We start from the raw sequence: 22,453 nt of genomic DNA, 5'->3' as shown, positions 1-22,453 counted from the left end.
AAAACGACTAAGTTTAAACCATGGCCACTGAGAATTGGAATACCGAAACCGCGCAGGACTACGGCATCAATCTGCTGGTGTCCGAAACCATCAGGCTGCGCGAACTGCAGGAAGAGGACCTGCCGCTTCTGGCCGGCTGGTGGAACAGCCCCGAGTTCATGGCCCTGCAGGGCAACATCGTCCTGCCGCATCCGCGAACCGAAGCCGCGGAGATCTTCCGCACCTGGAGCCAGAACAAGGGGACCAAGGACGGGGTGGGCCTGTGCATCACCTTGCCCGATGACACCCTGGTGGGCCACACGGCCCTGTACAACTACCACACCTCGGCACGCAGCGCCGATCTGATGATGATGATCGGCGGCTCCTACGTCGGCCAGGGCTACGGCACCGAAGCCACCCGGATGATCGTCGACTTCGGGTTCCGGGAAATGGGCCTGAACCGGATCGGGTTGGGCGTGTGGGAGTACAACGAACGGGCCTTGCGCACCTACACGAAGGCGGGATTCCGCGAAGAGGGTCGGGCCCGGCAGGCCGGATTCCACAACGGAAAGTTCCACGACAAGGTGTTGATGAGCCAGCTGGCCGAAGAATACTTTGGCTAAAGCCACATCAGGCGGTGCAGATCGGCTGCGCCTGCGACCGTTGCGGGCCAGCGATCTGGACCCCTTGGCAGGCTGGTGGAACGACCCGCAGACACTGGCCAACCAGACCAACCTGGTGCTCCCGCAGCCGGTGATCCAGCTTCAGCGGCTCTTCGTTTCCTGGAGCGCCAACGAGCGGCACTCGCGCGATGCGGGATTGAGTATCGAGCTCGCCGACGGGCCGCTGATTGGCCATGCCACCCTGTACGGCGGCAATACCCCGGCACGTTCGGCCGAGTTCGCCCTCATCATCGGCCCGGGCTTCCGGGGCCAGGGGCTGGGAACCGCGGCAACCAGGCTGATGCTGCGCCACGGATTCCACCAGCTGGGCCTGAACCGTATCTTCCTGGGCGTCTACGCCTACAATGACCGCGCGCTGCGCACCTACACCGCGGCGGGCTTCCGCCGCGAGGGCCGCGAACGTGATGCGGTCTTCCACGACGGCCGTTTCCATGATCGTGTGCTGATGTCCGTGCTGGCCCGCGAGTTCCAGCCTCCCGCCACATCCTAGACCCCCTCCGGCCAATCCGATCTCCGGTCCGCCGCCGCGCAGTAGCCACATTTAATTCCATCCCTTGGACGTGTCACGGATGGCCGGGTCAACGCTAGCCTATTGTTTAAGTTACCAGTCGTCATTTAGTAGGAGCGAACATGGCTTTCTTCCGCAAGGCTTCATCCGCGAGGAAGGGCACAAGGCCCTCGCCCTCGCCCACCTTGGCTGCGGCCAGGGCCTCGAACCACCCCGAGTTCACGGTTCAGGGATTGTGGACCGATGTGGCCGGGCGCATGGGCATACGTTGCCTGCAGATCCTGATCATCGGCACCGTGGTCGCGTTCCTCGTCGTGGGCATGCTGCGCCTGACCATGATCGTCATCCCGACGCTGATCGCCCTGATCCTCTCCTGCGCCCTCTGGCCGCTGGTGGTGCGCCTACGCAAGGTGCTCTCCCCCATGCTGGCGGCCTGGGTGGTATTCCTCGGGTCCCTGCTGGTGCTCGGCGGTATCGGAACCGGGCTGGTCTTCTCGGTGATTCGCGAATGGCCGACCCTGGTTGACCAGGCCGTTGAGGGCTTCAACCAGCTCAATGAACTGGTCCAACGCCTGATCGGCGATATGCCGTTCACGGTGGACCAGGAACAAATCGACAGCGCCGTGGAAACGGTTACCTCGTTCATCACCAGCTCCCAGTTCGGTGCCGGTGCGCTGAACACGCTCACCGCGGCCGGCAGCTTCGTGACCGGGCTGATCCTGCTGCTGGTGATCCTGTTCTTCTTCCTCAAGGACGGGGACCGGATCTGGGCGTTCTTCATCTCCTGGACCCCGCAGCACTTCCGGCACAAGTGGATCACCTCCGGGGATCGGGCCCTGCACACCTTCGGCGGGTACATTCGCGGTACCGCCATTGTCGCGGCAGTCGACGCCATCGGCATCACCGCCACCCTGCTGATCCTCCAGGTCCCGCTGGCCTTGCCGCTGGGCGTGGTGGTATTCCTTGGTTCCTTCATCCCGATGGTCGGTGCCACCGTCGCCGGCATCCTGGCCACCCTGGTGGCGTTGGTGACCAACGGCCCGATCATCGCACTGATCGTGCTGGCCGCAGTCATCCTGGTCAACCAGCTCGAAGGCAACTTCCTGCAGCCGGTCGTCATGGCCCAGGCGCTGAACCTGCACGCGCTGGTCATCCTGATGGCACTGACCGCCGGTACCGTCCTCGGCGGTATTGTCGGTGCCGTCCTGGCGGTGCCGTTGACCGCTGTGGCCTGGGGCATCATCAAGGTGTGGACCGAGAGGGAAAACCCCGAGGCGGTGACCAAGGCCAAGGAGCAGATCCAGGAAATGGCCGAACTGCGCAAGGAGGATGCCGCACTCCAGAAGCTGGAGCAGAAGCAGGAGAAGGCCGCCGAGCTGGAGGAAGAGGCCGAACAGCTCGTCGAGGACGCCGATAGGCTCGAAGGCAAGAACTAACCCGAATGCCACGCCACCAGGCCCCGCACCCCGCGGGTTTGGTGGCTTTGGCTTTGCCGTCGGGAACTGCCCGGCAGCGGCGCGGGAATGTGACGAGTTAAGGACCCCGGGACAGTCACAACCTCACCCGCCCTTGCCTTTTATGCAGTTGATGAGGTTATTATGGCTCAAGCGCACTATTCTGCGGAAGATTGTACGGATTCGGGGTTTCGCTGCCCGGCGATGGCAACTGGCGGGCCGGGTACCCTGGACGAGTCCTTGGGGCGACCGGAAGCAGAGAAGAAGATGATGCCGCGGGCCCCTGGCCCGGCCGGCAGGAAGGTTACCCCATGCTGATTTCGAACTACGAGAACGCCCCGGAACACCAGGCAACCGGCATTGAAGCACTGGCCACCCGTTCCCCACAGGCCCGCTGCGGCAATGACTCGGACTGGGTTGACCCCGCAGGCCAGTTGCCGGCAACCACCGACCCGGGCAATACCCTCGGCGGATGGCTCTAGTCCTGCCGCACATCCAGCATTAAAGGCGAACGCCCGGCACCTTCCCTGGGAAGGGTGCCGGGCGTTCGCCTTGTCCAGCTGCCTAGTTGCCGAACCAGATGCCGATTTCGCGTTCCGCTGATTCCACCGAGTCGGAACCGTGGACCAGGTTCTGCTGGACCTTCAGCCCCCAGTCGCGGCCGAAGTCGCCACGGATGGTGCCCGGTGCTGCGGTGGTCGGGTCGGTGGTGCCGGCCAGGGAACGGAAGCCCGCGATCACCGCGTGCCCCTCGGCCACGATGGCCACGACCGGTCCGGAGAGCATGAACTCCACCAGTGGCTCGTAGAAGGGCTTGCCTTCGTGTTCCGCGTAGTGCGCGGCCAGCAGTTCGCGGGTTGCCTCCAGCTGCTGCAGCTTGGTGACCTGGTAGCCCTTGGCCTCGATCCGGGCCAGGATCTGTCCGGTCAGGCCACGCTGGACACCATCGGGCTTGACCAGGATCAGGGTGCGTTCAGACATGTATTTACCTCTTCACTTGAAGGATTGCTTCTCTTAGGATTCTACCGGCGGGTTCTTGCGTTCCCATTCGGCCTGTTCCGCCGCGCGGCGCTTGTTCTCCGCATCCATCTGGCCACCCTTGTACAGCGCATACCACCAGCAGGCGGCGAAGGCGGCACCGATGTAGAACATGTCGGGAAGGACGAAACCGCACAGGATGAACATCAGCTGGATGATCCAGCCCATGATCAGACCGGCGGGCTTGCGCAGGAACGCGCAGGTGATGATGCACAGGATCATCATCACCGCACCCCCGCCGAGGATGATGGCCGGGGACACCTCGGAGCGTTTGAGCCCGAAGGTGGCCAGGGTGAAGAACAGCGCGACAAACGCCTCGAGGCTCAGCACCGAGGAAGCCAGCATCACCTTCAGGGAGCGCTGCTTCTTGGGCATGCCCGGACGCCATTCGCGTTGGGCCTTGGTCAGACGTGCCATGGGTACTACCCACGTCCTTTCAACAACAGTGAGATCTCGCCCACCAGCGTAATCGAACCGGTGACCAGCACACCACCGGCCAGGTCCTCGCCGGCCTCGGCCCGTCCGACACTCCATTCGATGGCGTCTTCCAGGTTCTCGGTCACGTACAGGTCCTCTTCGGGCCAGCCGGCCTCGATTGCCAGGGTTGCCAGCTCACCGGCCGGGATCGCCCGCGGCGAGGAGGATTGGGTCAGGCAGAGGTCCTCGACCAGATCCCCGTATTCCTCGCGCATCTGGTAGAGCATCGCCGCGGCATCCTTCTCCTGCAGGATTCCCAGCATCAGCACCAACCGGCTGAATCCGAAGGATTCCTTCACCGCTGCGGCGGTGGCACTGATCCCGTCCGGGTTGTGCCCGGCATCGACCAGCACGGTCGGTGCGGTGCGCACCACCTCCAGGCGTCCTGGGCTGGTGGTTTCGGCGAACCCCTGGCGCACCAGGTCCGCATTCAGTTCGCGCTGCCCACCGCCGAGAAACGTCTCCACCGCGGCCAGAGCCACGGTGGCGTTCTGCGCCTGGTGGGCTCCGTAGAGGGGCAGGAAGATCTCGTCGTAGCGGGCGGCCTGGCCTTCGATCCGCAGCAGCTGCCCGCCCACGGCGACTTGGCGTTCCAGCAGCTTGAAATCCAGGGATTCGAACCCGAAGGGGATCTCCAATTCCCTGGCGCGCTCCAGCAGCACGTCCGCGGCATCCACCGGCTGGATCGCGGAGACCAGGTAGCCGCCGGGTTTGAGGATACCGGCCTTCTCCTCGGCGATCAGTCCCGGGCTGTCACCAAGCAGGTCGGTGTGGTCCAGGGAGATCGGCGTGATCACCGAAACGGCCCCGTCGGCCACGTTGGTGGCATCGGTGATGCCGCCGAGCCCGACCTCCAGGACCAGCACATCCACCGGGGCATCGGCGAAGATCGCGAACCCCAGGATGGTCACCGCCTCGAAGTAGGTCAGCCGGGTCTCCCCCTGCGCCGTCAATTCGGCATCCACCAGGTCCAGATAGGGGGAGATCTCGTCCCAGACCCGCACGAAGGTCTGCTCGTCCACCGGTTCCCCGTCGATGCTGATGCGCTCGGTGACCGAGACCAGGTGCGGCGAGGAGTAGCGGCCGGTGCGCAGGTCATGGGCACGCAGCAGCGATTCGATCATCCGTGCGGTCGAGGTCTTGCCGTTGGTGCCGGTGATGTGGATAACCGGGCAGGCCTTCTGCGGCTCGCCCAGCACCTCCATGGCCCGGAACATCGGGGCCATGCGCGGCTCCATCTTGTTTTCCGGGGCACGGGCCAGCAGCTGCGTATAGACGCGTTCCAGGTCGCTCACGCGTTGATCTCCACCTTCACGGTAGGTTCCTTGGCCGCATTGTCGGTGACCAGCGACAGGTCCACGGTCAGCGTCTCGGAACCAAGCAGTTCCCGGTTGGCTTCCAGGGCCGCGATGACCGTGTCGTTGCCGGAGATCGTGGTGCGGATCCGATCGGAGACCTGCAGGTCCGCGTCCTTGCGGGCGGCCTGGACCGTGCGGATCATGTCGCGGGCGATGCCTTCGGCGGCCAGCTCCTCGGTGACCTCGGTATCAAGCACCAGGAAGCCGCCGTCGATGACCGCGGCGGCGATATCCGCGTCCGCATCCACCACGGTGTCCAGGGTGTATTCCCCCTCCACCAGTTCCAGTCCTCCGGCGGTGACCACACCGTCGGTGACCGACCAGTTACCGGACTTGGCTCCCTTGATCGCCTGCTGCACGTTCTTGCCCAGCCGTGGGCCGGCCGCGCGGGCATTGACCACCAGCTGCTGGCTGATGCCGTAGCTGGCCGCATCCACACCCGCCGCGTCGACCAGGGTCACGGATTTCAGGTTCAGTTCCTCGGCGATGATCGAGGCGTAGGTGCCTTCCAGGCGTTCGGCGTTGACCAGCACCACCTTCAGCTCGGCCAGCGGCAGGCGTACCCGCAGGTTCTTGGCCTTGCGCAGCGAGGAGCCCACCGAGCAGATGCGCCGGGTGGTCTCCATGGTGTCGAGCATCCGCGCATCGGCCGGGAACTGGTCGGCGTCCGGCCAGTCGGCCAGGTGCACCGAGCGTTGCCCGGTCAGCCCGCGGTAGATTTCCTCGGTGGCCAATGGCAGCAGCGAGGCGGCCACCTTCACCAGGGTCTCCAGCGCGGTGTAGAGCGTGTCGAAGGCGTCGGTGTCCTCGTCGAAGAAACGCTGGCGCGAACGGCGCACGTACCAGTTGGTCAGCGTGTCCATGTAGTGGCGCACCGCCTCGGTGGCGTCGGAGACCTCGTAGGCATCCAGCGCCTCGGTGACTTCGCGCACCAGCTGGCCGGTGGCGGCCAGCATGTACTGGTCCAGCGGGTCGGTGGAGCTGAAGGAGAGCCTGGCCTCGTAGCCGGCCCCGCCGTTGGCGGAATTGGTGTACAGGTTGAAGAAGTGCCAGACATTCCACAGCGGCAGCAGCACCTGGCGCACCCCGTCACGGATCCCCTGTTCGGTGACCACCAGGTTGCCGCCGCGCAGGATCGGGCTGGCCATCAGGAACCAGCGCATGGCATCCGAGCCGTCACGGTCCAGTACCTCGGTGACATCCGGGTAGTTCTGCAGGGACTTGGACATCTTCTGCCCGTCCGAGCCCAGCACGATGCCGTGGGAGATCACGTTGGTGAACGCCGGACGGTCGAAGAGCGCGGTGGACAGGATGTGCAGGGTGTAGAACCAGCCACGGGTCTGGCCGATGTACTCCACGATGAAGTCGGCCGGGTGGTGGCCGGTGTCGAACCATTCACGGTTCTGGAACGGATAGTGCACCTGGGCGTAGGGCATCGACCCGGAGTCGAACCAGACATCGAGCACATCCTCCACACGGTGCAGCGTGCCGCCGGCTGCGCAGCCGGCATGGGCCTTGGACAGCTCGTCGATGAACGGGCGGTGCAGGTCCGGTTCGCCCTGGTGGTTCACCGGCAACCGGCCGAAGAAGTCCTTGAGCTCCTGCAGTGAGCCGAAGACCTCGCGGTGGGTGCACTCGACGCCGTCGCATTCCCAGACGGGGATCGGTGAGCCCCAGAAGCGGTTGCGGGAGATCGACCAGTCCCGGGCGTTTTCCAGCCACTTGCCGAACTGGCCGTGCTTGACGTTGCCGGGGATCCAGTTGATCTGCTCGTTCAGTTCGAGCATGCGGTCCTTGATCTTGGTGACTTCCACGTACCAGGAGGAGATCGCGCGGTAGATCAGCGGGGTGCGGCAGCGCCAGCAATGCGGGTAGGAGTGCTCGTAGGAGGCCTGCTTGACCAGCCGGGCGTCGTTCCTGAGCACGCTGGTGATGGTCTTGTTCGCGTCAAAGACCTGCACGCCGACGATGTCGTTCAGTGGTCCCCCGGCGAAGACCGGCAGGAACCTGGCGCCCTCGTCCACGGAGATGATCACCGGGATGCCGTTGTCCTCGCAGACCTTTTGGTCATCCTCACCGTAGGCCGGGGCCTGGTGGACCAACCCGGTACCGTCCGAGGTGGTCACGTAATCGGCGGTGACGATCTGCCAGGCGTTCTCGGTGCCGTACTTCTCGGTATCCGTGTAGGTATCCCACAGCGGTGCATAGCGCAACCCGGCCAGCTGCGAACCGGTGTAGCTGGCGCTGATCGCGGCCGCTGCTTCCCTGGCATCGCTGTAGCCCAGGTCCTTGGCGTAGGAGCCGAGCAGGTCCCTGGCCAGCAGGAACTTCCCGGTGGCTTCCGAGGCTTTCACTCCGGCTTCCCCGGCGGGCACGATGACGTACTCCACCTCCGGGTGCACGGCCAGGGCCTGGTTGGTCGGCAGCGTCCACGGGGTGGTGGTCCAGGCCAGCGCCTGCACTCCGGCCAGCTCGCGGGAGATGGCGCTCTCGCCCTGAAGGATCGGGAAGGTGACGGTCACGGTCTGGTCCTGGACGTTCTTGTAGACATCGTCGTCCATGCGCAGCTCGTGGTTGGACAGCGGGGTCTCGTCCTTCCAGCAGTACGGCAGCACGCGGAAGCCCTGGTAGGTCAGGCCCTTGTCGCTGAGCTGCTTGAACGCCCAGATCACCGATTCCATGTATTCGACGTTCAGGGTCTTGTAGTCGTTCTCGAAGTCGACCCAGCGTGCCTGGCGGGTGACATAGTTCTCCCACTCGTCGGCGTATTTCATCACCGAGGTGCGGCAGGCGTCGTTGAACTTGTCGATGCCCATCTCCAGGATGTGTTCCTTGTCGGCCATCCCGAGCTGCTTCATCGCTTCGAGCTCCGCTGGCAGGCCATGGGTGTCCCAACCGAAACGGCGCTCGACTCGCTTGCCGCGCTGGGTCTGGTAGCGGGCCACCAGGTCCTTGACATACCCGGTCAGCAGGTGGCCGTAATGGGGCAACCCGTTGGCGAAGGGCGGGCCGTCATAGAAGACGAATTCCTCGCCCTGACGCTGGTCGATCGAGGCCTGGAAGGTGTCGTCCTTCTTCCAGTATTCAAGGACGCGCTTCTCAATTTCCGGGAAGCGCGGTGAAGCCGGGGTCGAACCGGTGGGGTCTGTAGTGACCTTCGGATAGAAGCTCATCGAAGAGGCCGTCCTTCAAAGCGTAGGGTCGAAAAATCCTTGCCCACGAGGACGACACATGGCCGCGGTACCACCCCGCTTGCCCTTCCCCCACACCCTGGTGGTGTGCGTGGTCGGGCCGCTTCTCATCAGCTGTGACGGGCTGGTCCCGCTTGGTTCTACTACGCCATCTGCCAGCGGTTCTTCCAAGGACTCCCCGGTGATGGCCGGATCGCAGTCGTTCAGAGCCAAGTCTACCGTCTCCTGGGCAGCGGGGAAATCCAGCTGGCGGGCACCGCGCCGCACAGCCTGTGATCTTGCCCGCGTTCAGCAGGCGGTTCCGCCCCCGGCGGGCTTGGACTAGGAGTCCGAGTCCTTCTTGCGGGTGCCCAGTTCCCCGTCGACTTCGTCGGCGAACTTGGTGTGCGACGCCGTTTCGGGTGACTCCTCCTGCCAGACCTGCTCGAGGTCGGCGGCGAGGTTCGCTTCCTTCTGCTTTTTGTTCTGTTCATTGGCCATGGTGCCAGTCTATCTTCCCGTATGCGGTGGTGGGCAGCCAGTCAGAGGGGTGCTTCGTCTTCCGGGGGTCGGGCTGCCAGGTGATGGGAGGCGTACCTGATGGCCCCGCGGATGGCGGCACGCTCCTTGGCCGCGTGCTTCTTGCGCAGGAACAACATGTACCTGCGGTCGTACCCGGACACCGGGCGGAGGGGTTTGCCGTGGGCCACAAGCCACCGTTGGCCGGTCAGCTGGATCAGCCGCAGGAAGACCAGCAGGTCAAGCAGCAGGAATCCCAGATAGGGAACGGAAACCGGAGCGTTGTTCGGGGTGAACCACATGACCGGCAGGACCGCCAACGCGGCGCTGGCCAGCAGCTTGGCTCCGATCAGGACATAGGCGAAATAGGTTTCCGCGTGGGCGAAACGCGAGTCGAAACGCGCCCCGGCATTGTGCCGGGCAATCATGACCGAGAGCAGTTCCGCCTCATAGGCCCGCACCGTGACAAATCCGGCCATGACCGAGAGGAACGCGCTCACCAGCAGGTGTTGGAGCAGTCCCGTCGGCCCGTGCACACCCAGGAGGTAGAGCAGCAAGCTCACCAGGTAGATCAGGCAGAGCACCACCACCGCCACAAGGTGTTGCCTGCGGATCTGGTGGTGCCCGATGCCCGTTTCCTGCTGCGGGGTCACACCCCACTTGTGTCGGTACCAGCGGTCGTAACGCTCCAACGGGGCATCCATGACGCGTTCCAGGACCGGCTCGACCTGTACGGCGTTGACCTCATCGAGGTGTCCCAGCTGCAACAGCACCGCACCGATGCCCAGGCACACCAGGTGCTCAAGACGTTCCGTTCCCGTGGTGAAGACGATACCCATGGTGCTGAATCCGAGCATGGCAATCACGAAGAGCCGTGCGTTGAGGATGATCCGGGTCTTCACCGGCCGTTCCACCGGGTAGGGCGCCCGCGGGGCCAGGTTCACGGCCCCCGGTGGTGTCAGCGCCAGGGCGATGACGATCGCCACCACGACCCCGTAGGCCGCCAGCAGGATTCCGGCCGAGGGCACCACCACGTGCTCGATCCACCGGCCGACATCGGTCCACACACCGGTCGAGAGCAAGGGCAGCATCAATGGAATGTACAGGCTCAGGGCGAATATGCCCCAGGCTTGGCCGGGCTGGTCCCGGCCGTACAGCCTGGTACCCTCGGCCAGATGCCGAAGTGTGCCGAGAAACGGATTCTTCACCGCACCCCTCCAAGCCCTCGGCAGCACGCCGACTGTCGCGACAAGATGCCATTTGACCTGAGTGTAGGCGAAATTTTGCGGCGCATCCAGAAACCCTGCGGGAAACCGCACCCGGCAGGGGTGCCGGGGCCCGGTTTATCCCCGGTATTTTCAGGATAGCCCACCACCGGGGCCTTGCCGCAAGGCCCCGGGTAGGGCGCATAATCGATGCTTGCCCTTCCTTGGGCTGCCTCGATTCAGGGAGTTGCCGCCATGTCCACCAGCCGAACGACCACAACCTATTTTGATCTTGCCGCGCCCAACCGGCTGTTGCAGATCGTTGGTGACGAGCAACGGTTGCGGGCCGTCGACGAGCGCGTCGCGCAGCTGCGCCAGGAGGTTTCACGCAGGATCGCGGCCCGCGCCAGGGACCGTGCCGGGGTGCTTCAGCAGTCCCTGGAAAGGGATGCGGAACTGGAGCAATTGGGCCGACGGTTGCATCGGCTGCAGAAGCTGGGGGCCGATTCCTGCCTGGGCTTCATGGTGGAAGCGGCCACCGGGCAACGGTGCTATATCGGACGCTTCGGAGTCAGCGACCAGCAGGGTGACCGGCTGCTGGTCGACTGGCGGGCCCTGGCGGCCGAACCGTTCTTCGCCGCAACCCACCAGCATGACCACGGGTTGTCCATGCGCCGCCGGTACCGGTGGCGAGGCGGACGGATCGTGGATTTCTGGGACGAGGTGTTCGACCCGGGCCAGCTGGGCGGCAACCTGTCGCTGGATGGGCATTCGGCCTTCCTGGCATCCCTCGGTGAACACCGGACGGGCCGGATGCGCGATGTCCTGTCCACCATCCATGCGGACCAGGATGCGATCATCCGCAGCCCCTCGGCCGGCGCCCTGGTGGTGGACGGCGGTCCGGGAACCGGGAAAACCGTGGTGGCGCTGCACCGTGCCGCCTACCTGATGCACGCCGATCCCCGGTTGCGCAGTAGCGGCGGCCGGGTGCTGGTGGTCAGCCCGCACGACGCCTACACCAACTACGTCCGTGACATCCTGCCGAACCTGGGCGAGGAGGAGGTGCTGGTCTCGACATTGTCCGGCCTGGTCGCCCACACCGGTGGCCTCCGGGCGGAACCCGACCCGGAGATCCAACGGATCAAGGCGGCCGCGGTCATGGTGCAGGCGGTGGCCCGTGCGGTGGAGGTCTTCGAACAGCCGCCGGATGGGAACCTGCTGATCGAAACCCCGTGGGCGGATCTGCCCCTGGCTCCCGAGCAGTGGCGGATCGCGGTGGCGGGCATCACCCGCGGCACCAGCCACAATGAGGCCCGCACCCAACTGCGCGAGGAACTGGTCGGGCAGCTGCTCCCTTCCTTGCTGGCCAGGGAGCCGGACGGCGAGCTGGTACATGACGAACTGGCCTGCAACCCCCAACTCACCCGGGCCGTGGACGAGTACTGGCCGCTGCTTGATCCGGACAAGCTGTTGCGGGCCCTGTATTCCACCGAAGCCCTGCTGCGCTACAGCGCCCCAGGGCTCGCGCCGCAGGATATTGTCCGGTTGCTCGGTGGCGCGGGCGGCGCGTGGACCGAGGCGGACCTGCCGCTGCTGGATGCGGCCCGGACCCTGGTCGGGGATCCGGGGATAGAGCATCGGCGCAGGCGCCATGCGGCCCGCAGGGATTCGGAAAGACAGCAGGTCGTGCGGGTCATTGACGACCTGCTCGCGGCGGCCGACGACAAGGAGGACCTGGTCTCGCAGCTACTGAGCGAGGATCTGCAGGAACAGCTGTTGGCACAACATGTCGGGCAGGAACCGTGCACCGACCCGCTGACCGGCCCGTTCAGCCATGTGGTCATCGATGAGGCGCAGGATCTCAGTGACGCCCAGTGGGCCATGGTATTGCGCCGGTGCCCGTCCGGGAGCCTGACGATCGTCGGGGATCGGGCGCAGGCCGTCGCCGGGTTCAGCGGAACCTGGCAGCAGCGGCTGCAACGGGCGGGGATCGGGCAGCCGAGGATCGAGTACCTGAAGGTCAACTACCGGAGCACCGCGCAGATCATGAGGGCCGCGGCCGGACAGATCCGACCCTGGCTGCCCGATGCGAATATCCCGGTCTCGATCCGCACCGATGGCGCACCGGTACGCTACGCCTGCCCGCTGTCGCGCGAGCGGATCCTGGAGCGCTGGTTGGCCCGGAACCCGCAGGGCGTGGCCGCGGTGATCGGCCACGGCACGGTACCCGAACTCCCACGGGTCACCGGGCTGAGGCCATCCGAGGCCAAGGGGCTGGAGTTCGACCTGGTCATCGTGGACCGGCCGGAGGACTTCGGCATCGGGCCCGGTGCCGCCGTGCAGCGCTTTGTGGCGATGACCCGCGCCACCGCGCAGCTGGTGGTGCTCAGCACGACCGGCGGTCCGGACACCGACCGGCGCTAGAAGACCAGGCGGCCCGCACCGTACATGCTTCCATGTACGGTGCGGGCCGCCTACGTCAGAGCCTGGGGTGCAGGTTACAGGCTCTCAGCCAATTTTTTTGCCCGTGAGTGCTCCAGCATCTCCTGGCGCGAGACGACCTTGATCCGGTCACGGGTGACCTCGCCGAAGCGGGTCGCCACGGTGCCGGCGTCGGCGCCCAGCTGCTTTTCCTGCTGGTCCAGTTCCAGCCAGCCCTGCCAGTCGGCGAAGTCCACTCCGCGGTCGGCCAGCAGCTCGGCGATGGGCTGGTCCACGGCCGGCTCCGCCAGGGTGTCCAGGTCCGAAAGCAGGTGGGTGATGGTCTCCAGCGCGTCGCCCTTGGTGTGGCCGATCAGGCCCACCGGTCCGCGTTTGATCCACCCGGTGGCGTACAGGCCCGACACGTGCCGTCCATCTGCGTCCAGCACCCGGCCTCCCTCGTTGGGCAGCACACCGGCGGCCCCGTCGTACTCGATGCCGTCCACGGCCGAACCGAAGTAGCCCACCGCACGGTAGACCGCCTGGACCGGGTAGTGGACGAACTCGCCGGTGCCCCGGACATTGCCGGTCCCGTCCAACTCGTTGCGTTCCATTTTCAGTCCGCAGACCTTGCCGTCCTCGCCCAGGATTTCCACCGGCGACTGCAGGAAATGCAGGTGCAGGCGGCGTGAGGCGCTCGGCGCCTCTTCGCGTTCCTCCTGCTCGATCAGCCAGTTGGTCAAGGTGGAGACCATGGTCTTGGTCTGGTTGTTGGACTTCATCGCTTCGTCGGAGGCGGCATCGAATTCGAAGTCCTCCGGGTACAGCACGATGTCCACGTCCTTGGAGTGCGAGAGTTCGCGCAGTTCCAGCGGGGTGAACTTCACCTGGGCCGGACCGCGGCGGCCGAAGACGTGCACGTCGGTGACGGCCGAATCGTTCAGCAGCCGGTAGATATGCTCCGGGATCTCGGTTTCCAGCAGCTGGTCGGCGTGCTTGGACAGGATGCGGGCCACGTCCAGGGCCACGTTGCCGTTGCCGATGACCGCGACCTCGCGGGCGCTCAGGTCCCAGTGTCGGTCGGCATCCGGGTGGGCGTCATACCAGGAAACGAAGTCCGCTCCCCCGTAGGAACCTTCCAGGTCCACACCGGGAATGTTCAGGTCCGCGTCCTTCTGCGCACCGGTGGAGATGATGACCGCGTCGTAGCGTGCCTTCAGCTCCTCCAGGCTCACATCCCGGCCCAGGCCCACGTTGCCGTAGAAGTCGATCCAGTCGTTGTTCAGCACCTTGTGCAGGGCGGTGATGATGCCCTTGATGCGCGGGTGGTCCGGGGACACGCCGTAGCGGATCAGGCCGAAAGGTGTGGGAAGCTCGTCGAAGAGGTCGATCTTCAACTGCAGGGCGCCGGAGGAGACCGCCTCGCTCTTGGCGAGCATGTCGGCCGCATAGATCCCGGCCGGCCCGGCGCCGACAATGGCAACGCGCAGTGCCCGGTTGGACAGGTGCTCTGGAATGCTTAGTTCACTCATCAAACAACTTCTACTTTCTTAGTCAACGAATAGGGCCGGCACCGCAGTATCGGTGTGGGTCAGCGGCTGGTATTCAGCCAGCTGCACTGCAGCATCGGGGGCCAGTCGAACCACGTCACCAATCACAATGACGGCCGGATTCGTTACTGCGGCCTTGCGGGCGCGCACTACGATCTCTTCTAGAGTACCGATAGTTGTGCGCTGCGTCTGTGAGTAACCTCGCTCAATTATCGCAATGGGCGTATTTCCCGGCATGCCACGGCCGGTGAGCGAGCCCACGGTGGCGGCCAAATGGGCCACCCCCATCAGGATCACCAGGGTGTGGTCCGCGCGCAAGGGCAGCTGGGCCAGGTCCTGGTGGCCGGTCACCACGGTGAACCCGGTAGCCAGGCCGCGATGGGTCACCGGGATGCCGGCGGCGGCCGGTACCGAGACGGCGCTGGTGATTCCCGGGATCACCCGGGCGGTGATCCCGTGGGCGGCGGCATAGGCCACCTCTTCCCCGCCGCGGCCGAGCACAAACGGGTCCCCGCCCTTGAGCCGGACCACGTGCTTGCCGAGTTTCGCCTCTTCCACCAGCAACCGGTTGATCTCGTCCTGGGTGGCCACATGGCATCCCGGGGCTTTGCCGACGTCTATGATCTTCACCTCATCGGACAGTTCCTCCAGCAGCGCGGTGGGACCCAACCGGTCGGCCAGCACCGTGTCCGCCGCCAGCAGCGCCTTGTAGCCGGCCACGGTGATCAGTTCGGGGTCCCCCGGTCCGCCGCCGATGAGGGTGATAGTTCCCTTATCCATTGTTTTCTCCAGTTCGACTCATTCCGCGGTCACGCAACAGCTTGCGTTCCAGCGGGGCAAAGCACAGTAGTTCGATCAGCACGCCGACCAGCAGGATCACCAGGATGACCAGCATCACCAGTGGCAGGTCGGCCAGGTCGCGTCCGCGTTGCAGCAGTGAACCGACGCCCAGGGCCAGCGATCCGCCGACCGCGATCAGTTCCGCGGCCATCAGCGAACGCCAGGCGAAGGCCCAGCCCTGGCGCAACCCGGAAACGTATCCGGGCAGCGCCGCGGGAAGTTCCACATGCCAGATGTGCTGGCGCTTGTCCGCCCCCAGCACCTGTGACAGCGCCCGGTACTGCGGCGGGATCAGGTCGATCCCGGCCAGCAGGCCGTTGATGATCGAGGGGATCGCCCCGAGCAGCAACACCGTGTAGATGGTGGCGTCGCTCAGCCCGAAGAGGATGATCGCCGCCGGCACCCAGGCGATGGAGGGCAGGACCTGCATCGCCGAGACCAGTGGTCCCAGGCCCTTGCGCAGCAACGGCTGGTGGGCCAGGATCAGCGCCAGCGGGGTGGCGATGAGCACCGCCAGGGCGAACCCGCTGACCGCCCGCCACAGCGAGGTGCCCACGGCAGCGGCCAGCGATCCGTCGGCCAGCAGCTGCGGAAGCTTCGCAGCCACCGCCCCCGGCCCGGGGAACAGGTCCTCGCGGATCGGGACGATCCAGGCGGCGATCTGCCACAGGCTGACCAGCACGATCACGGTGATCACCGGGGCGACCACCGAATCGAGGTTCACCCGGCGCAGGCCGGCAGGCGTCACGGCCGGTGCGATCCGCGGCTCAGGTCGCGATTCCAGAACGCTCATGTTTGGCCTGCTCCTTCCTGAGTATCGTTGTCAGCTCATCGGCCAGCGCCGCACAGCGTGCCGGGTCCCGGCGCAGCCCGTCAGTGATCTGCCGGGTTTCCAGGATGCGCCCGGGATGCGATGAGAGCACCAGGATGCGCCCGGCCAGCCGGATCGCCTCACGCACATTGTGGGTGACGAAGACGATGGTCTTGCCGGTGCTTTCCCACAGCTGGCGTAGCTGCTCGTGCAGCATGTCCCGGGTGATCGCATCCAGTGCCGCGAAGGGCTCGTCCATCAGCAGCACCTGCCGGTCCTGGGCCAGTGAGCGGGCCAGGGCCACGCGTTGGCGCATGCCTCCGGAGAGTTCATGCGGCTTGCGGTGCCCGGCGTGGCCCAGCTGCACCAGTTCCAGCAGCTGCTCCACCCGTGCGGCGCGTTGCGCCTCGGGGAATCCGCCCAGTTTCAGGGCCAGTTCGATATTCTGCGCGGCGCTGAGCCAGGGCAGCAGGTTCGCGTCCTGGAACATGAACGCTGCCCCGTCGGCCGGGACATCGAGCCATCCGTCGCTGGGCTGCAGCAGCCCGGCGATCATGTTCAGCAGCGAGGATTTGCCGCAACCGGAGGCCCCGAGCACGGCAATGAACTCGCCCTGGTCGATGCGGGTGCTCAGCCGGTCGATGACCAGGTCGGTTCCCGGGTAGCGCAGGGAGACCTCATGCAGTTCCACGCTCATGGCCGCTCCCGGATCCAGCGGTCGTCAACCAGCCCGCTCACGTCCCCTGTGTCCCCGATGCCCACACCGGCGGCGTGTTCCACCAGTTCGCCGAAGGTGCCGCTCAACGGCTGCTGGCTGAAGGAGACCTCCTGCAGGGCCGAGGCGATGACCTCGTCGGACAGGCTGGATCCGTTGATATCCACCAGTGCCTGCTGCACCGCGTCCAGCCGTTCGGTGTCGCTGGCCGATTCCAGCCAGTCGATGGCCTGGGCGTTGGCCCTGACCAGTGCCTCCACTGTGTGCGGGTGGGCGGCGATGAAGTCCTGGGTGGCGACCAGCACGGTGGTGGGGAAACGCCCCTCGGGCCACAGCTCGGCCTCGTCCACCAGCCGGTGCGCCCCGTACTCCTGTACCAGCAGCGAGGCGTGCGGTTCGGGCAGCCAGGCCCCGTCAATGGCCCCGCGGGCGAAGAGCTGGGGCACGGTGCCGTTGGAGCTCGGGGTGACCGTGACACTCCCGTCCAGCTCGCGTTCGGCCAGGAAGTGGCGCAACGCCACATCCTGGGTGCCGCCGTACTGCGGGGTGGCCAGTTCGGTTCCGGGCAGGTCCGCGAGCTCGGTGATCTGCGCGGAAACCACCAAGCTGGCCCCGCCCTCGGCGACCCCGGCCACGATCCGCAGCGAGCTGCCGCCGCTGGCCAGGTAGCTGTTCAGTGCCGGGCTGGGGCCGATGTAGGCGGCGTCCAGCGCCCCTGAGTTCAGCGCCTCGATGGCCGAGGGGCCGGCGTTGAAGACCTGGGTTTCCAGTGCGGTGCCCGCCGGTTCCAGTTCCTGCCGGAGCAGTGAGCGGGACTCGGCGACCAGCGCCGGGGCGTGGGTGACGTTGGCGAAATAGCCCAGCCGCAGCGTGGCGGCGGCGGAGGGTTCGGCCGTGCTGCCGGTGGCCCCGGTGGGGCTGGGCACCACGGTGGTCAGCACCGCGGTGCCGGCCAGCAGGGCGACCAGCACCCCGCCCACTAGCCGCACCCGGTGGTTGGATCCGGCCGCCTGGGCGGTGATCCGCTTGCGTGCGGTGTTTCGCCCGGTGTCAGGCGGGGACATGTTCTTCCTCCTTGACGATTCCGGCGGCCAGGGTGGCCCCGTCGCGCGGGTCGATCAGCAGCAGCGATCCGGCGCTGCGTGAGAGCGCGTAGTCGGTGGCGGCCAACGGGGCGGCGCTGCGCAGCCGGATCCGGCCCAGGTCGTTCAGTTCCAGCGCCCGGGCCGGGATACGGGTGTAGTCCTCCACCTGCAGCACGTGCTCGATCGCCTCGATCCTGGCCTGGGCAACCCGGGTGCCGTGCTTGAGCAGCACCCGGTCCCCGGCGGCCAGCCGGCCCGGGGAGAGCACGCACACGTCGGCGGCCAGGGACTTGACCGGTTCGGGCAGCTGCCCGGCCACCACGGTGTCCCCGCGGGCGATGTCGATCTCGTCTTCCAGCAGCAGCACGATCGCCTCGCCGGCTTCGGCCTGCCGGACCGGTCCGGAGGGGGTGCGGATGCCGCTGACCCGGCTGGCGGCCGGTTGCCCGTTGGACAGCACCTGTACAGGATCCCCGACCGCCAGTCTCCCGCCGGTGAGGCTGCCGGCGTAGCCGCGGAAGTCGCGGTACTCCTCGGCGTCCAGGCCCGGGGCCAGGGCCCCCTGCGGGCGGATCACGTACTGCACGTCCAGCCGGGCGGTGCCGTGCTGTTGCGGTTCGGGGAGCTCCTCGAGCAGCTGCAGCAGTGTGGGACCGGTGTACCACCGGCTGTTCGCACCGCGCTCCACCACATTGTCCCCCTGCAGCGCGGAGACCGGGATGACGTGGGTCTGGCCCACCCCCAGCTGTCCGGCCAGTTCATGGACCTGGGCCTCGATGGCGGCGAAGCGCTGCTCGTCCCAGTCGATCAGGTCCATCTTGTTCACCGCGATGACCAGGTAGGGAACACGCAGCAACCCGAGCACCCCGAGGTGCCGACGGGTCTGTTCCTGCACCCCGTACCGGGCGTCGATCAGCACAATCCCGGCGTGGGCGGTGGAGGCGCCGGTAACGGTATTGCGGGTGTACTGCACATGGCCCGGGCAGTCGGCCAGGATGAAGGAGCGCTTGTCGGTGGAGAAGTAGCGGTAGGCCACATCGATGGTGATGCCCTGTTCCCGTTCGGCGCGCAGCCCGTCGGTGACCAGCGCCAGGTCCAGGGCCGGCTGTTCGCCGCCGAAACCGCGTTCGGCGCTGGTGCGGGCGATCTCGTCCAGCGAATCGGCCAGGATGGACTTGGAATCATGCAGCAGCCGGCCCACCAGGGTGGATTTGCCGTCGTCCACCGATCCGGCGGTGGCGATGCGTAGCAGTGTGTGTGGCATTTTAGAAGTACCCTTCCTTCTTGCGGTCTTCCATGGCGGCGGAGGAGATCCGGTCATCGGCCCGGGTGGCCCCGCGCTCGGTTAAAGTGCTTAATGCCAGTTCGTCCAGCACCTTGGCCACGCTGTCCGCCTCGGAGAGCACCGCGCCGGTGCAGCTGGCGTCCCCGACGGTGCGGTAGCGCACCTTGCGGATGCTGACCTTTTCACCGCTGGCCGGTTGGCTGACGGAAGTCACCGCCCGCCACATGCCGTCGCGTTCGAAAACCTGGCGGCGGTGGGCGAAGTAGATGTTCGGCAGCTCGATGCCCTCGCGGTCGATGTACGCCCAGATATCCGCCTCGGTCCAGTTGGAGATCGGGAAGGCGCGCACCGACCAGCCGGCCTCGTGGCGCCCGTTGTACAGGTTCCAGACCTCCGGGCGCTGGTTGCGCGGGTCCCAGACCCCGAACTCGTCGCGCAGCGAGAGGATGCGTTCCTTGGCCCGGGCCTTGTCTTCATCACGGCGTGCCCCGCCGAAGACCGCATCGAAACCGTGGGCTTCCAGGGTGTCGAGCAGCACCCGGGTCTGCAGCCGGTTGCGGGTGCCGTCGGCCGGTTGCACCAGCTCGCCGCGGTCGATGTAGTCCTGGACGGAGCCGACGACCAGGTTCAGCCCGTAGCGGGCCACGGTGGTATCGCGGAAGTTGATGACTTCCCCGAAGTTGTGTCCGGTGTCGATGTGCACCACCGGGATCGGGACCCGGGCCGGGGCGACGGCCTTGGCCAGCAGGTGCAGGACCACGACCGAGTCCTTGCCGCCGGAGAACAGCAGCGCCGGCTTCTCGAATTCGGCCAGCACCTCGCGGATGATGTGGATGGATTCGGCTTCCAGGGCGTCCAGGACGCTGCGTGTGGTGCCGGTGGGTGTGGTGGCGGTCAATGTCATGGGTTGTCCTTAAAGCTTCCTAGAGGTGGATGCCGCATTCGGTTTTGGCCAGCCCGGCCCAGCGTCCGGCGCGTGGGTCCTCGCCCGCGGCGACCGGGCGGGTGCACGGCGCGCACCCGATGGAGGGGTAGCCGTGGGCCAGCAGCAGGTTCACCGGCACATTGTGTGCCGCGGCGTAGTCGGTCAGTTCCTCGAAGGTCCAGGGGGCCAGCGGGTTGAATTTCAGCAGCCCGTGCGATTCGTCGAAGCTCACCAGCGGGGTGTTGGCCCGGGTCGGGGCCTCTTCGCGGCGCACCCCGGTGAACCATGCTGAATACCCCGACAACGCCTTTTTCAGCGGGTCCATCTTGCGCAGCTGACAGCAGGCGGCCGGATCGCGGGAAAACAGCTCCTTGCCGTGGGTGGCGTCCTGTTCGGCCACCGTCTGCTCGGGCAGCACGTCGATCACCCGTACCGGCAGGGCGCGGGCCACCTCGTCGCGGGTGGTGTGGGTTTCGGTGAAGTGGTATCCGGTTTCTAGGAACAGCACGTCCACCTCGGGAAGCCGGGTGCTGACCAGGTGCGGCAGCACCGCGTCGGCCATCGAGCAGGCCACGGCCACCTGGCGCACCGAGAAGTGCCGGGCCGCGAAGTCGATAACCGCTGCGGCCGGGGCATCCCAGCCCAGTTCGGCGGTGCCGGCCTCGGCGATGGAACGCAACTGGTCCTCGGTGTGGATGGTGATATGGCTCATGACAGGTTCTCCTCATCGCTGCGGTGGGCCCAGGCGGCGAAGGATTCGCCCTGATCGGCATGGGCCGAGTAGCTCTTCACAACCCGCTCGACATAGTCCGGCAGTTCATCGGCGGCGACCTTCAGGCCGCGTACGGTGCGCCCCAGTCCGGCCTCGCCGTTTTCGTATCCGGCCAGGGTGCCGCCCAGGTGGACCTGGAACCCCGGAACCTGTTCCCCCTCCTCGTTGGTGATCAGCTGGCCCTTGAGCCCGATATCCGCGGTCTGGATCCGGGCGCAGGAGTTGGGGCAGCCGTTCACGTGCAGGGACAGCGACCGGGGCAGTTTCCCGTCATGGCCGGCCAGCCGTTCCTCGATCTGCCGGACCGCGTCGATGGTGGTGTCCTTGGTGTCCACGATCGCCAGCTTGCAGAATTCGATCCCGGTGCAGGCGATGGCCGAGCGCTTGAGCAGGCCCGGGTTGGCGTCCAGGCCGATCCGGGCGGCGGCGGCGGTGAACTGCGCGACCCCCTGGGCCGGGATGTCCAGGGCGATGATCTTCTGGTGCGGTGTGGTGCGCAGCCGGGTGGAGCCCTGGGCCTCGACCAGGTCGGCCAGGGCCAGCAGGATGCTGCCCGAGACCCGGCCGGCCGGTGCGGTGAGCCCGATGTAGAATTTTCCGTCCTTCTGCTCGTTGACCCCGGAGTGGTCCCCGGCCTGTTCGGGTTTGGGTGCCGGCGGGCCGTCGGGCAACTGGTAGCCCAGGTACTCGTCCTGCAGCACCTGGCGGAATTTCTCCGGCCCCCAGTCGGCCAGCAGGAACTTGAGCCGGGCGCGGTTGCGCAGCCGGCGGAATCCGTAGTCGCGGAAGATCGAGGTGACCCCCTGCCAGACATCGGCGGCCTGCTCCTGGGTGACGAAGGCGCCCAGGCGTTCACCCAGTCGCGGGTTGGCCGACAGCCCCCCGCCGACCCACAGGTCGTAGCCCACCCCGTGCTCGGGGTGTTCCACGCCCACCAGGGCGAAGTCGTTGATCTCGTGGACCACGTCCTGGCTGGGATGCCCGGTGATCGCGGTCTTGTACTTTCGTGGCAGGTTGGAGAATTCGGGGTTGCCCACGTAACGGCGGGCGATCTCGGCGATCACCGGGGTGGGGTCGATCAGTTCGTCCTTGGCGATTCCGGCCACCGGGGAGCCGAGGATGACACGGGGCACATCCCCGCAGGCCTCGGTGGTGTTCAGCCCCACCGCCTCCAGACGCCGCCAGATCTCGGGGACGTCGACAATGTCGACCCAGTGCAGCTGGATGTTCTGTCGGTCGGTCAGATCCGCCGTGTCGCGGGCGAAGTCCTTGGAAATCTGTCCGATGACGCGCAGCTGCTCGGTGCTCAGCGCCCCACCGTCAATGCGCACCCGCAGCATGAAGTACTTGTCTTCCAGCTCGTGGGGTTCCAAGGTAGCGGTCTTGCCGCCGGGGATCCCCTGGGCACGCTGGGTGTACAGGCCCCACCAGCGGAACCGGCCGTGCAGGTCGTCGGGGTCGATCGAATCGAAACCCTGATGTGCGTAGATCCTCTCGATGCGTTCACGCACGTTCAGGCCGTCATCGGCCTGCTTCAGTTCCTCGTTGGCGTTCAGTGGTGCGGTGCCGTCGACCTTCCATTGTCCGTTGGGCTTGGCGGCCCGGGCCGGTCGACGGGACGGTGTGGTTGTCTGCGTCATGGTTGCCAGCGTAGGAAA

General features: G+C 66.3%; 20 protein-coding genes. 5 read left to right on the top strand and 15 right to left on the bottom strand.

The window, feature by feature from the left end; all coding sequences use genetic code 11:
- Window positions 1-20: 20 nt before the first annotated feature.
- The 4 genes from OK351_RS04035 to OK351_RS04020 all read left to right on the top strand — a co-directional run bounded on the left by OK351_RS04035 (window position 21) and on the right by OK351_RS04020 (window position 3,106).
- The gene (locus OK351_RS04035) at window positions 21-602 is read left to right on the top strand and encodes a GNAT family N-acetyltransferase (RefSeq protein WP_265156073.1); all 582 of its coding nucleotides are present in this window, start codon (window positions 21-23) and stop codon (window positions 600-602) included.
- Window positions 595-1,152: a GNAT family N-acetyltransferase gene (locus OK351_RS04030; RefSeq protein ID WP_265156072.1), complete on the top strand. Its 558-nt coding sequence runs from the start codon at window positions 595-597 to the stop codon at window positions 1,150-1,152. The genes OK351_RS04035 and OK351_RS04030 overlap by 8 nt, the downstream gene beginning before the upstream one ends.
- Window positions 1,153-1,292: 140 nt before the next feature.
- Window positions 1,293-2,606: an AI-2E family transporter gene (locus OK351_RS04025; protein WP_265156071.1), complete on the top strand. Its 1,314-nt coding sequence runs from the start codon at window positions 1,293-1,295 to the stop codon at window positions 2,604-2,606.
- Between the two features lie 329 nt (window positions 2,607-2,935).
- Complete coding sequence (locus tag OK351_RS04020) at window positions 2,936-3,106, top strand: hypothetical protein (RefSeq protein ID WP_265156070.1); 171 nt, start codon at window positions 2,936-2,938, stop codon at window positions 3,104-3,106.
- Window positions 3,107-3,188: 82 nt separating this feature from the next.
- On the opposite strand, the gene ndk is transcribed toward OK351_RS04020, so the two are convergent.
- The 6 genes from ndk to OK351_RS03990 form a co-directional block, all read right to left on the bottom strand.
- On the bottom strand, window positions 3,189-3,605 hold the full coding sequence (gene ndk / locus OK351_RS04015) for a nucleoside-diphosphate kinase (protein ID WP_265156069.1): 417 nt from the start codon (window positions 3,603-3,605) through the stop codon (window positions 3,189-3,191).
- A 33-nt stretch (window positions 3,606-3,638) separates the two neighbouring features.
- Entirely contained in the window at window positions 3,639-4,079 is a 441-nt protein-coding gene (locus OK351_RS04010; RefSeq protein ID WP_265156068.1) for a DUF4233 domain-containing protein, read from the bottom strand.
- A gap of 5 nt (window positions 4,080-4,084) precedes the next feature.
- On the bottom strand, window positions 4,085-5,434 hold the full coding sequence (locus tag OK351_RS04005; protein WP_265156067.1) for a bifunctional folylpolyglutamate synthase/dihydrofolate synthase: 1,350 nt from the start codon (window positions 5,432-5,434) through the stop codon (window positions 4,085-4,087).
- Window positions 5,431-8,670 carry an isoleucine--tRNA ligase gene (gene ileS / locus OK351_RS04000; RefSeq protein ID WP_265156066.1) on the bottom strand — a complete coding sequence of 1,080 codons (3,240 nt, stop codon included), beginning with the start codon at window positions 8,668-8,670 and terminating at the stop codon, window positions 5,431-5,433. Before ileS ends, OK351_RS04005 begins: the two co-directional genes overlap by 4 nt.
- Before the next feature lie 339 nt (window positions 8,671-9,009).
- Entirely contained in the window at window positions 9,010-9,168 is a 159-nt protein-coding gene (locus OK351_RS03995) for a hypothetical protein (protein ID WP_265156065.1), read from the bottom strand.
- A gap of 41 nt (window positions 9,169-9,209) precedes the next feature.
- Complete coding sequence (locus OK351_RS03990) at window positions 9,210-10,394, bottom strand: hypothetical protein (RefSeq protein ID WP_265156063.1); 1,185 nt, start codon at window positions 10,392-10,394, stop codon at window positions 9,210-9,212.
- A gap of 252 nt (window positions 10,395-10,646) precedes the next feature.
- On the opposite strand from OK351_RS03990, the gene helR reads away from it, so the two are divergent.
- Window positions 10,647-12,815, top strand: a complete 2,169-nt coding sequence (helR, locus tag OK351_RS03985) for an RNA polymerase recycling motor ATPase HelR (RefSeq protein WP_265156062.1) — start codon at window positions 10,647-10,649, stop codon at window positions 12,813-12,815.
- Between the two features lie 74 nt (window positions 12,816-12,889).
- On the opposite strand, the gene OK351_RS03980 is transcribed toward helR, so the two are convergent.
- The 9 genes from OK351_RS03980 to OK351_RS03940 are packed head-to-tail and all read right to left on the bottom strand — an operon-like array spanning window position 12,890 to window position 22,435.
- Complete coding sequence (locus OK351_RS03980) at window positions 12,890-14,344, bottom strand: FAD-dependent oxidoreductase (RefSeq protein WP_265156060.1); 1,455 nt, start codon at window positions 14,342-14,344, stop codon at window positions 12,890-12,892.
- A gap of 18 nt (window positions 14,345-14,362) precedes the next feature.
- Window positions 14,363-15,142, bottom strand: coding sequence for a uroporphyrinogen-III C-methyltransferase (gene cobA, locus OK351_RS03975; protein ID WP_265156059.1), 780 nt, complete (start codon window positions 15,140-15,142; stop codon window positions 14,363-14,365).
- Window positions 15,135-15,995: an ABC transporter permease gene (locus tag OK351_RS03970; RefSeq protein WP_265156058.1), complete on the bottom strand. Its 861-nt coding sequence runs from the start codon at window positions 15,993-15,995 to the stop codon at window positions 15,135-15,137. The genes cobA and OK351_RS03970 overlap by 8 nt, the downstream gene beginning before the upstream one ends.
- Complete coding sequence (locus tag OK351_RS03965; RefSeq protein WP_265156057.1) at window positions 15,970-16,710, bottom strand: ABC transporter ATP-binding protein; 741 nt, start codon at window positions 16,708-16,710, stop codon at window positions 15,970-15,972. Before OK351_RS03965 ends, OK351_RS03970 begins: the two co-directional genes overlap by 26 nt.
- Window positions 16,707-17,792, bottom strand: a complete 1,086-nt coding sequence (locus tag OK351_RS03960) for an ABC transporter substrate-binding protein (RefSeq protein ID WP_265156056.1) — start codon at window positions 17,790-17,792, stop codon at window positions 16,707-16,709. Before OK351_RS03960 ends, OK351_RS03965 begins: the two co-directional genes overlap by 4 nt.
- Window positions 17,779-19,077, bottom strand: a complete 1,299-nt coding sequence (locus OK351_RS03955) for a sulfate adenylyltransferase subunit 1 (RefSeq protein WP_265156055.1) — start codon at window positions 19,075-19,077, stop codon at window positions 17,779-17,781. The genes OK351_RS03960 and OK351_RS03955 overlap by 14 nt, the downstream gene beginning before the upstream one ends.
- 1 nt (window position 19,078) lies before the next feature.
- The gene (gene cysD / locus OK351_RS03950; protein ID WP_265156054.1) at window positions 19,079-20,002 is read right to left on the bottom strand and encodes a sulfate adenylyltransferase subunit CysD; all 924 of its coding nucleotides are present in this window, start codon (window positions 20,000-20,002) and stop codon (window positions 19,079-19,081) included.
- Window positions 20,003-20,021: 19 nt separating this feature from the next.
- Window positions 20,022-20,735, bottom strand: a complete 714-nt coding sequence (locus OK351_RS03945; protein WP_265156053.1) for a phosphoadenylyl-sulfate reductase — start codon at window positions 20,733-20,735, stop codon at window positions 20,022-20,024.
- A complete protein-coding gene (locus tag OK351_RS03940) occupies window positions 20,732-22,435 on the bottom strand; it encodes a nitrite/sulfite reductase (RefSeq protein ID WP_265156052.1) in 1,704 nt (567 codons plus the stop codon). The genes OK351_RS03945 and OK351_RS03940 overlap by 4 nt, the downstream gene beginning before the upstream one ends.
- Between the last annotated feature and the right edge of the window lie 18 nt (window positions 22,436-22,453).

Source organism: Glutamicibacter sp. MNS18 (genome assembly GCF_026107515.2).
Classification (GTDB): domain Bacteria; phylum Actinomycetota; class Actinomycetes; order Actinomycetales; family Micrococcaceae; genus Glutamicibacter.
This window is presented reverse-complemented; position numbering and strand designations above follow the sequence as displayed.

What these genes read in the sequence shown, in the direction of transcription:
- helR (WP_265156062.1), top strand. Translation starts at nt 10,647, where the DNA reads ATGTCCACCAGCCGAACGACCACAACCTATTTTGATCTTGCCGCGCCC.
- OK351_RS04010 (WP_265156068.1), bottom strand. Translation starts at nt 4,079, where the DNA reads ATGGCACGTCTGACCAAGGCCCAACGCGAATGGCGTCCGGGCATGCCC.
- cysD (WP_265156054.1), bottom strand. Translation starts at nt 20,002, where the DNA reads ATGACATTGACCGCCACCACACCCACCGGCACCACACGCAGCGTCCTG.
- OK351_RS04025 (WP_265156071.1), top strand. Translation starts at nt 1,293, where the DNA reads ATGGCTTTCTTCCGCAAGGCTTCATCCGCGAGGAAGGGCACAAGGCCC.
- OK351_RS03960 (WP_265156056.1), bottom strand. Translation starts at nt 17,792, where the DNA reads ATGTCCCCGCCTGACACCGGGCGAAACACCGCACGCAAGCGGATCACC.
- OK351_RS03995 (WP_265156065.1), bottom strand. Translation starts at nt 9,168, where the DNA reads ATGGCCAATGAACAGAACAAAAAGCAGAAGGAAGCGAACCTCGCCGCC.
- OK351_RS03970 (WP_265156058.1), bottom strand. Translation starts at nt 15,995, where the DNA reads ATGAGCGTTCTGGAATCGCGACCTGAGCCGCGGATCGCACCGGCCGTG.
- OK351_RS03965 (WP_265156057.1), bottom strand. Translation starts at nt 16,710, where the DNA reads ATGAGCGTGGAACTGCATGAGGTCTCCCTGCGCTACCCGGGAACCGAC.
- ileS (WP_265156066.1), bottom strand. Translation starts at nt 8,670, where the DNA reads ATGAGCTTCTATCCGAAGGTCACTACAGACCCCACCGGTTCGACCCCG.
- OK351_RS03980 (WP_265156060.1), bottom strand. Translation starts at nt 14,344, where the DNA reads ATGAGTGAACTAAGCATTCCAGAGCACCTGTCCAACCGGGCACTGCGC.
- OK351_RS03945 (WP_265156053.1), bottom strand. Translation starts at nt 20,735, where the DNA reads ATGAGCCATATCACCATCCACACCGAGGACCAGTTGCGTTCCATCGCC.
- OK351_RS03940 (WP_265156052.1), bottom strand. Translation starts at nt 22,435, where the DNA reads ATGACGCAGACAACCACACCGTCCCGTCGACCGGCCCGGGCCGCCAAG.
- OK351_RS04035 (WP_265156073.1), top strand. Translation starts at nt 21, where the DNA reads ATGGCCACTGAGAATTGGAATACCGAAACCGCGCAGGACTACGGCATC.
- cobA (WP_265156059.1), bottom strand. Translation starts at nt 15,142, where the DNA reads ATGGATAAGGGAACTATCACCCTCATCGGCGGCGGACCGGGGGACCCC.
- ndk (WP_265156069.1), bottom strand. Translation starts at nt 3,605, where the DNA reads ATGTCTGAACGCACCCTGATCCTGGTCAAGCCCGATGGTGTCCAGCGT.
- OK351_RS03955 (WP_265156055.1), bottom strand. Translation starts at nt 19,077, where the DNA reads ATGCCACACACACTGCTACGCATCGCCACCGCCGGATCGGTGGACGAC.
- OK351_RS04020 (WP_265156070.1), top strand. Translation starts at nt 2,936, where the DNA reads ATGCTGATTTCGAACTACGAGAACGCCCCGGAACACCAGGCAACCGGC.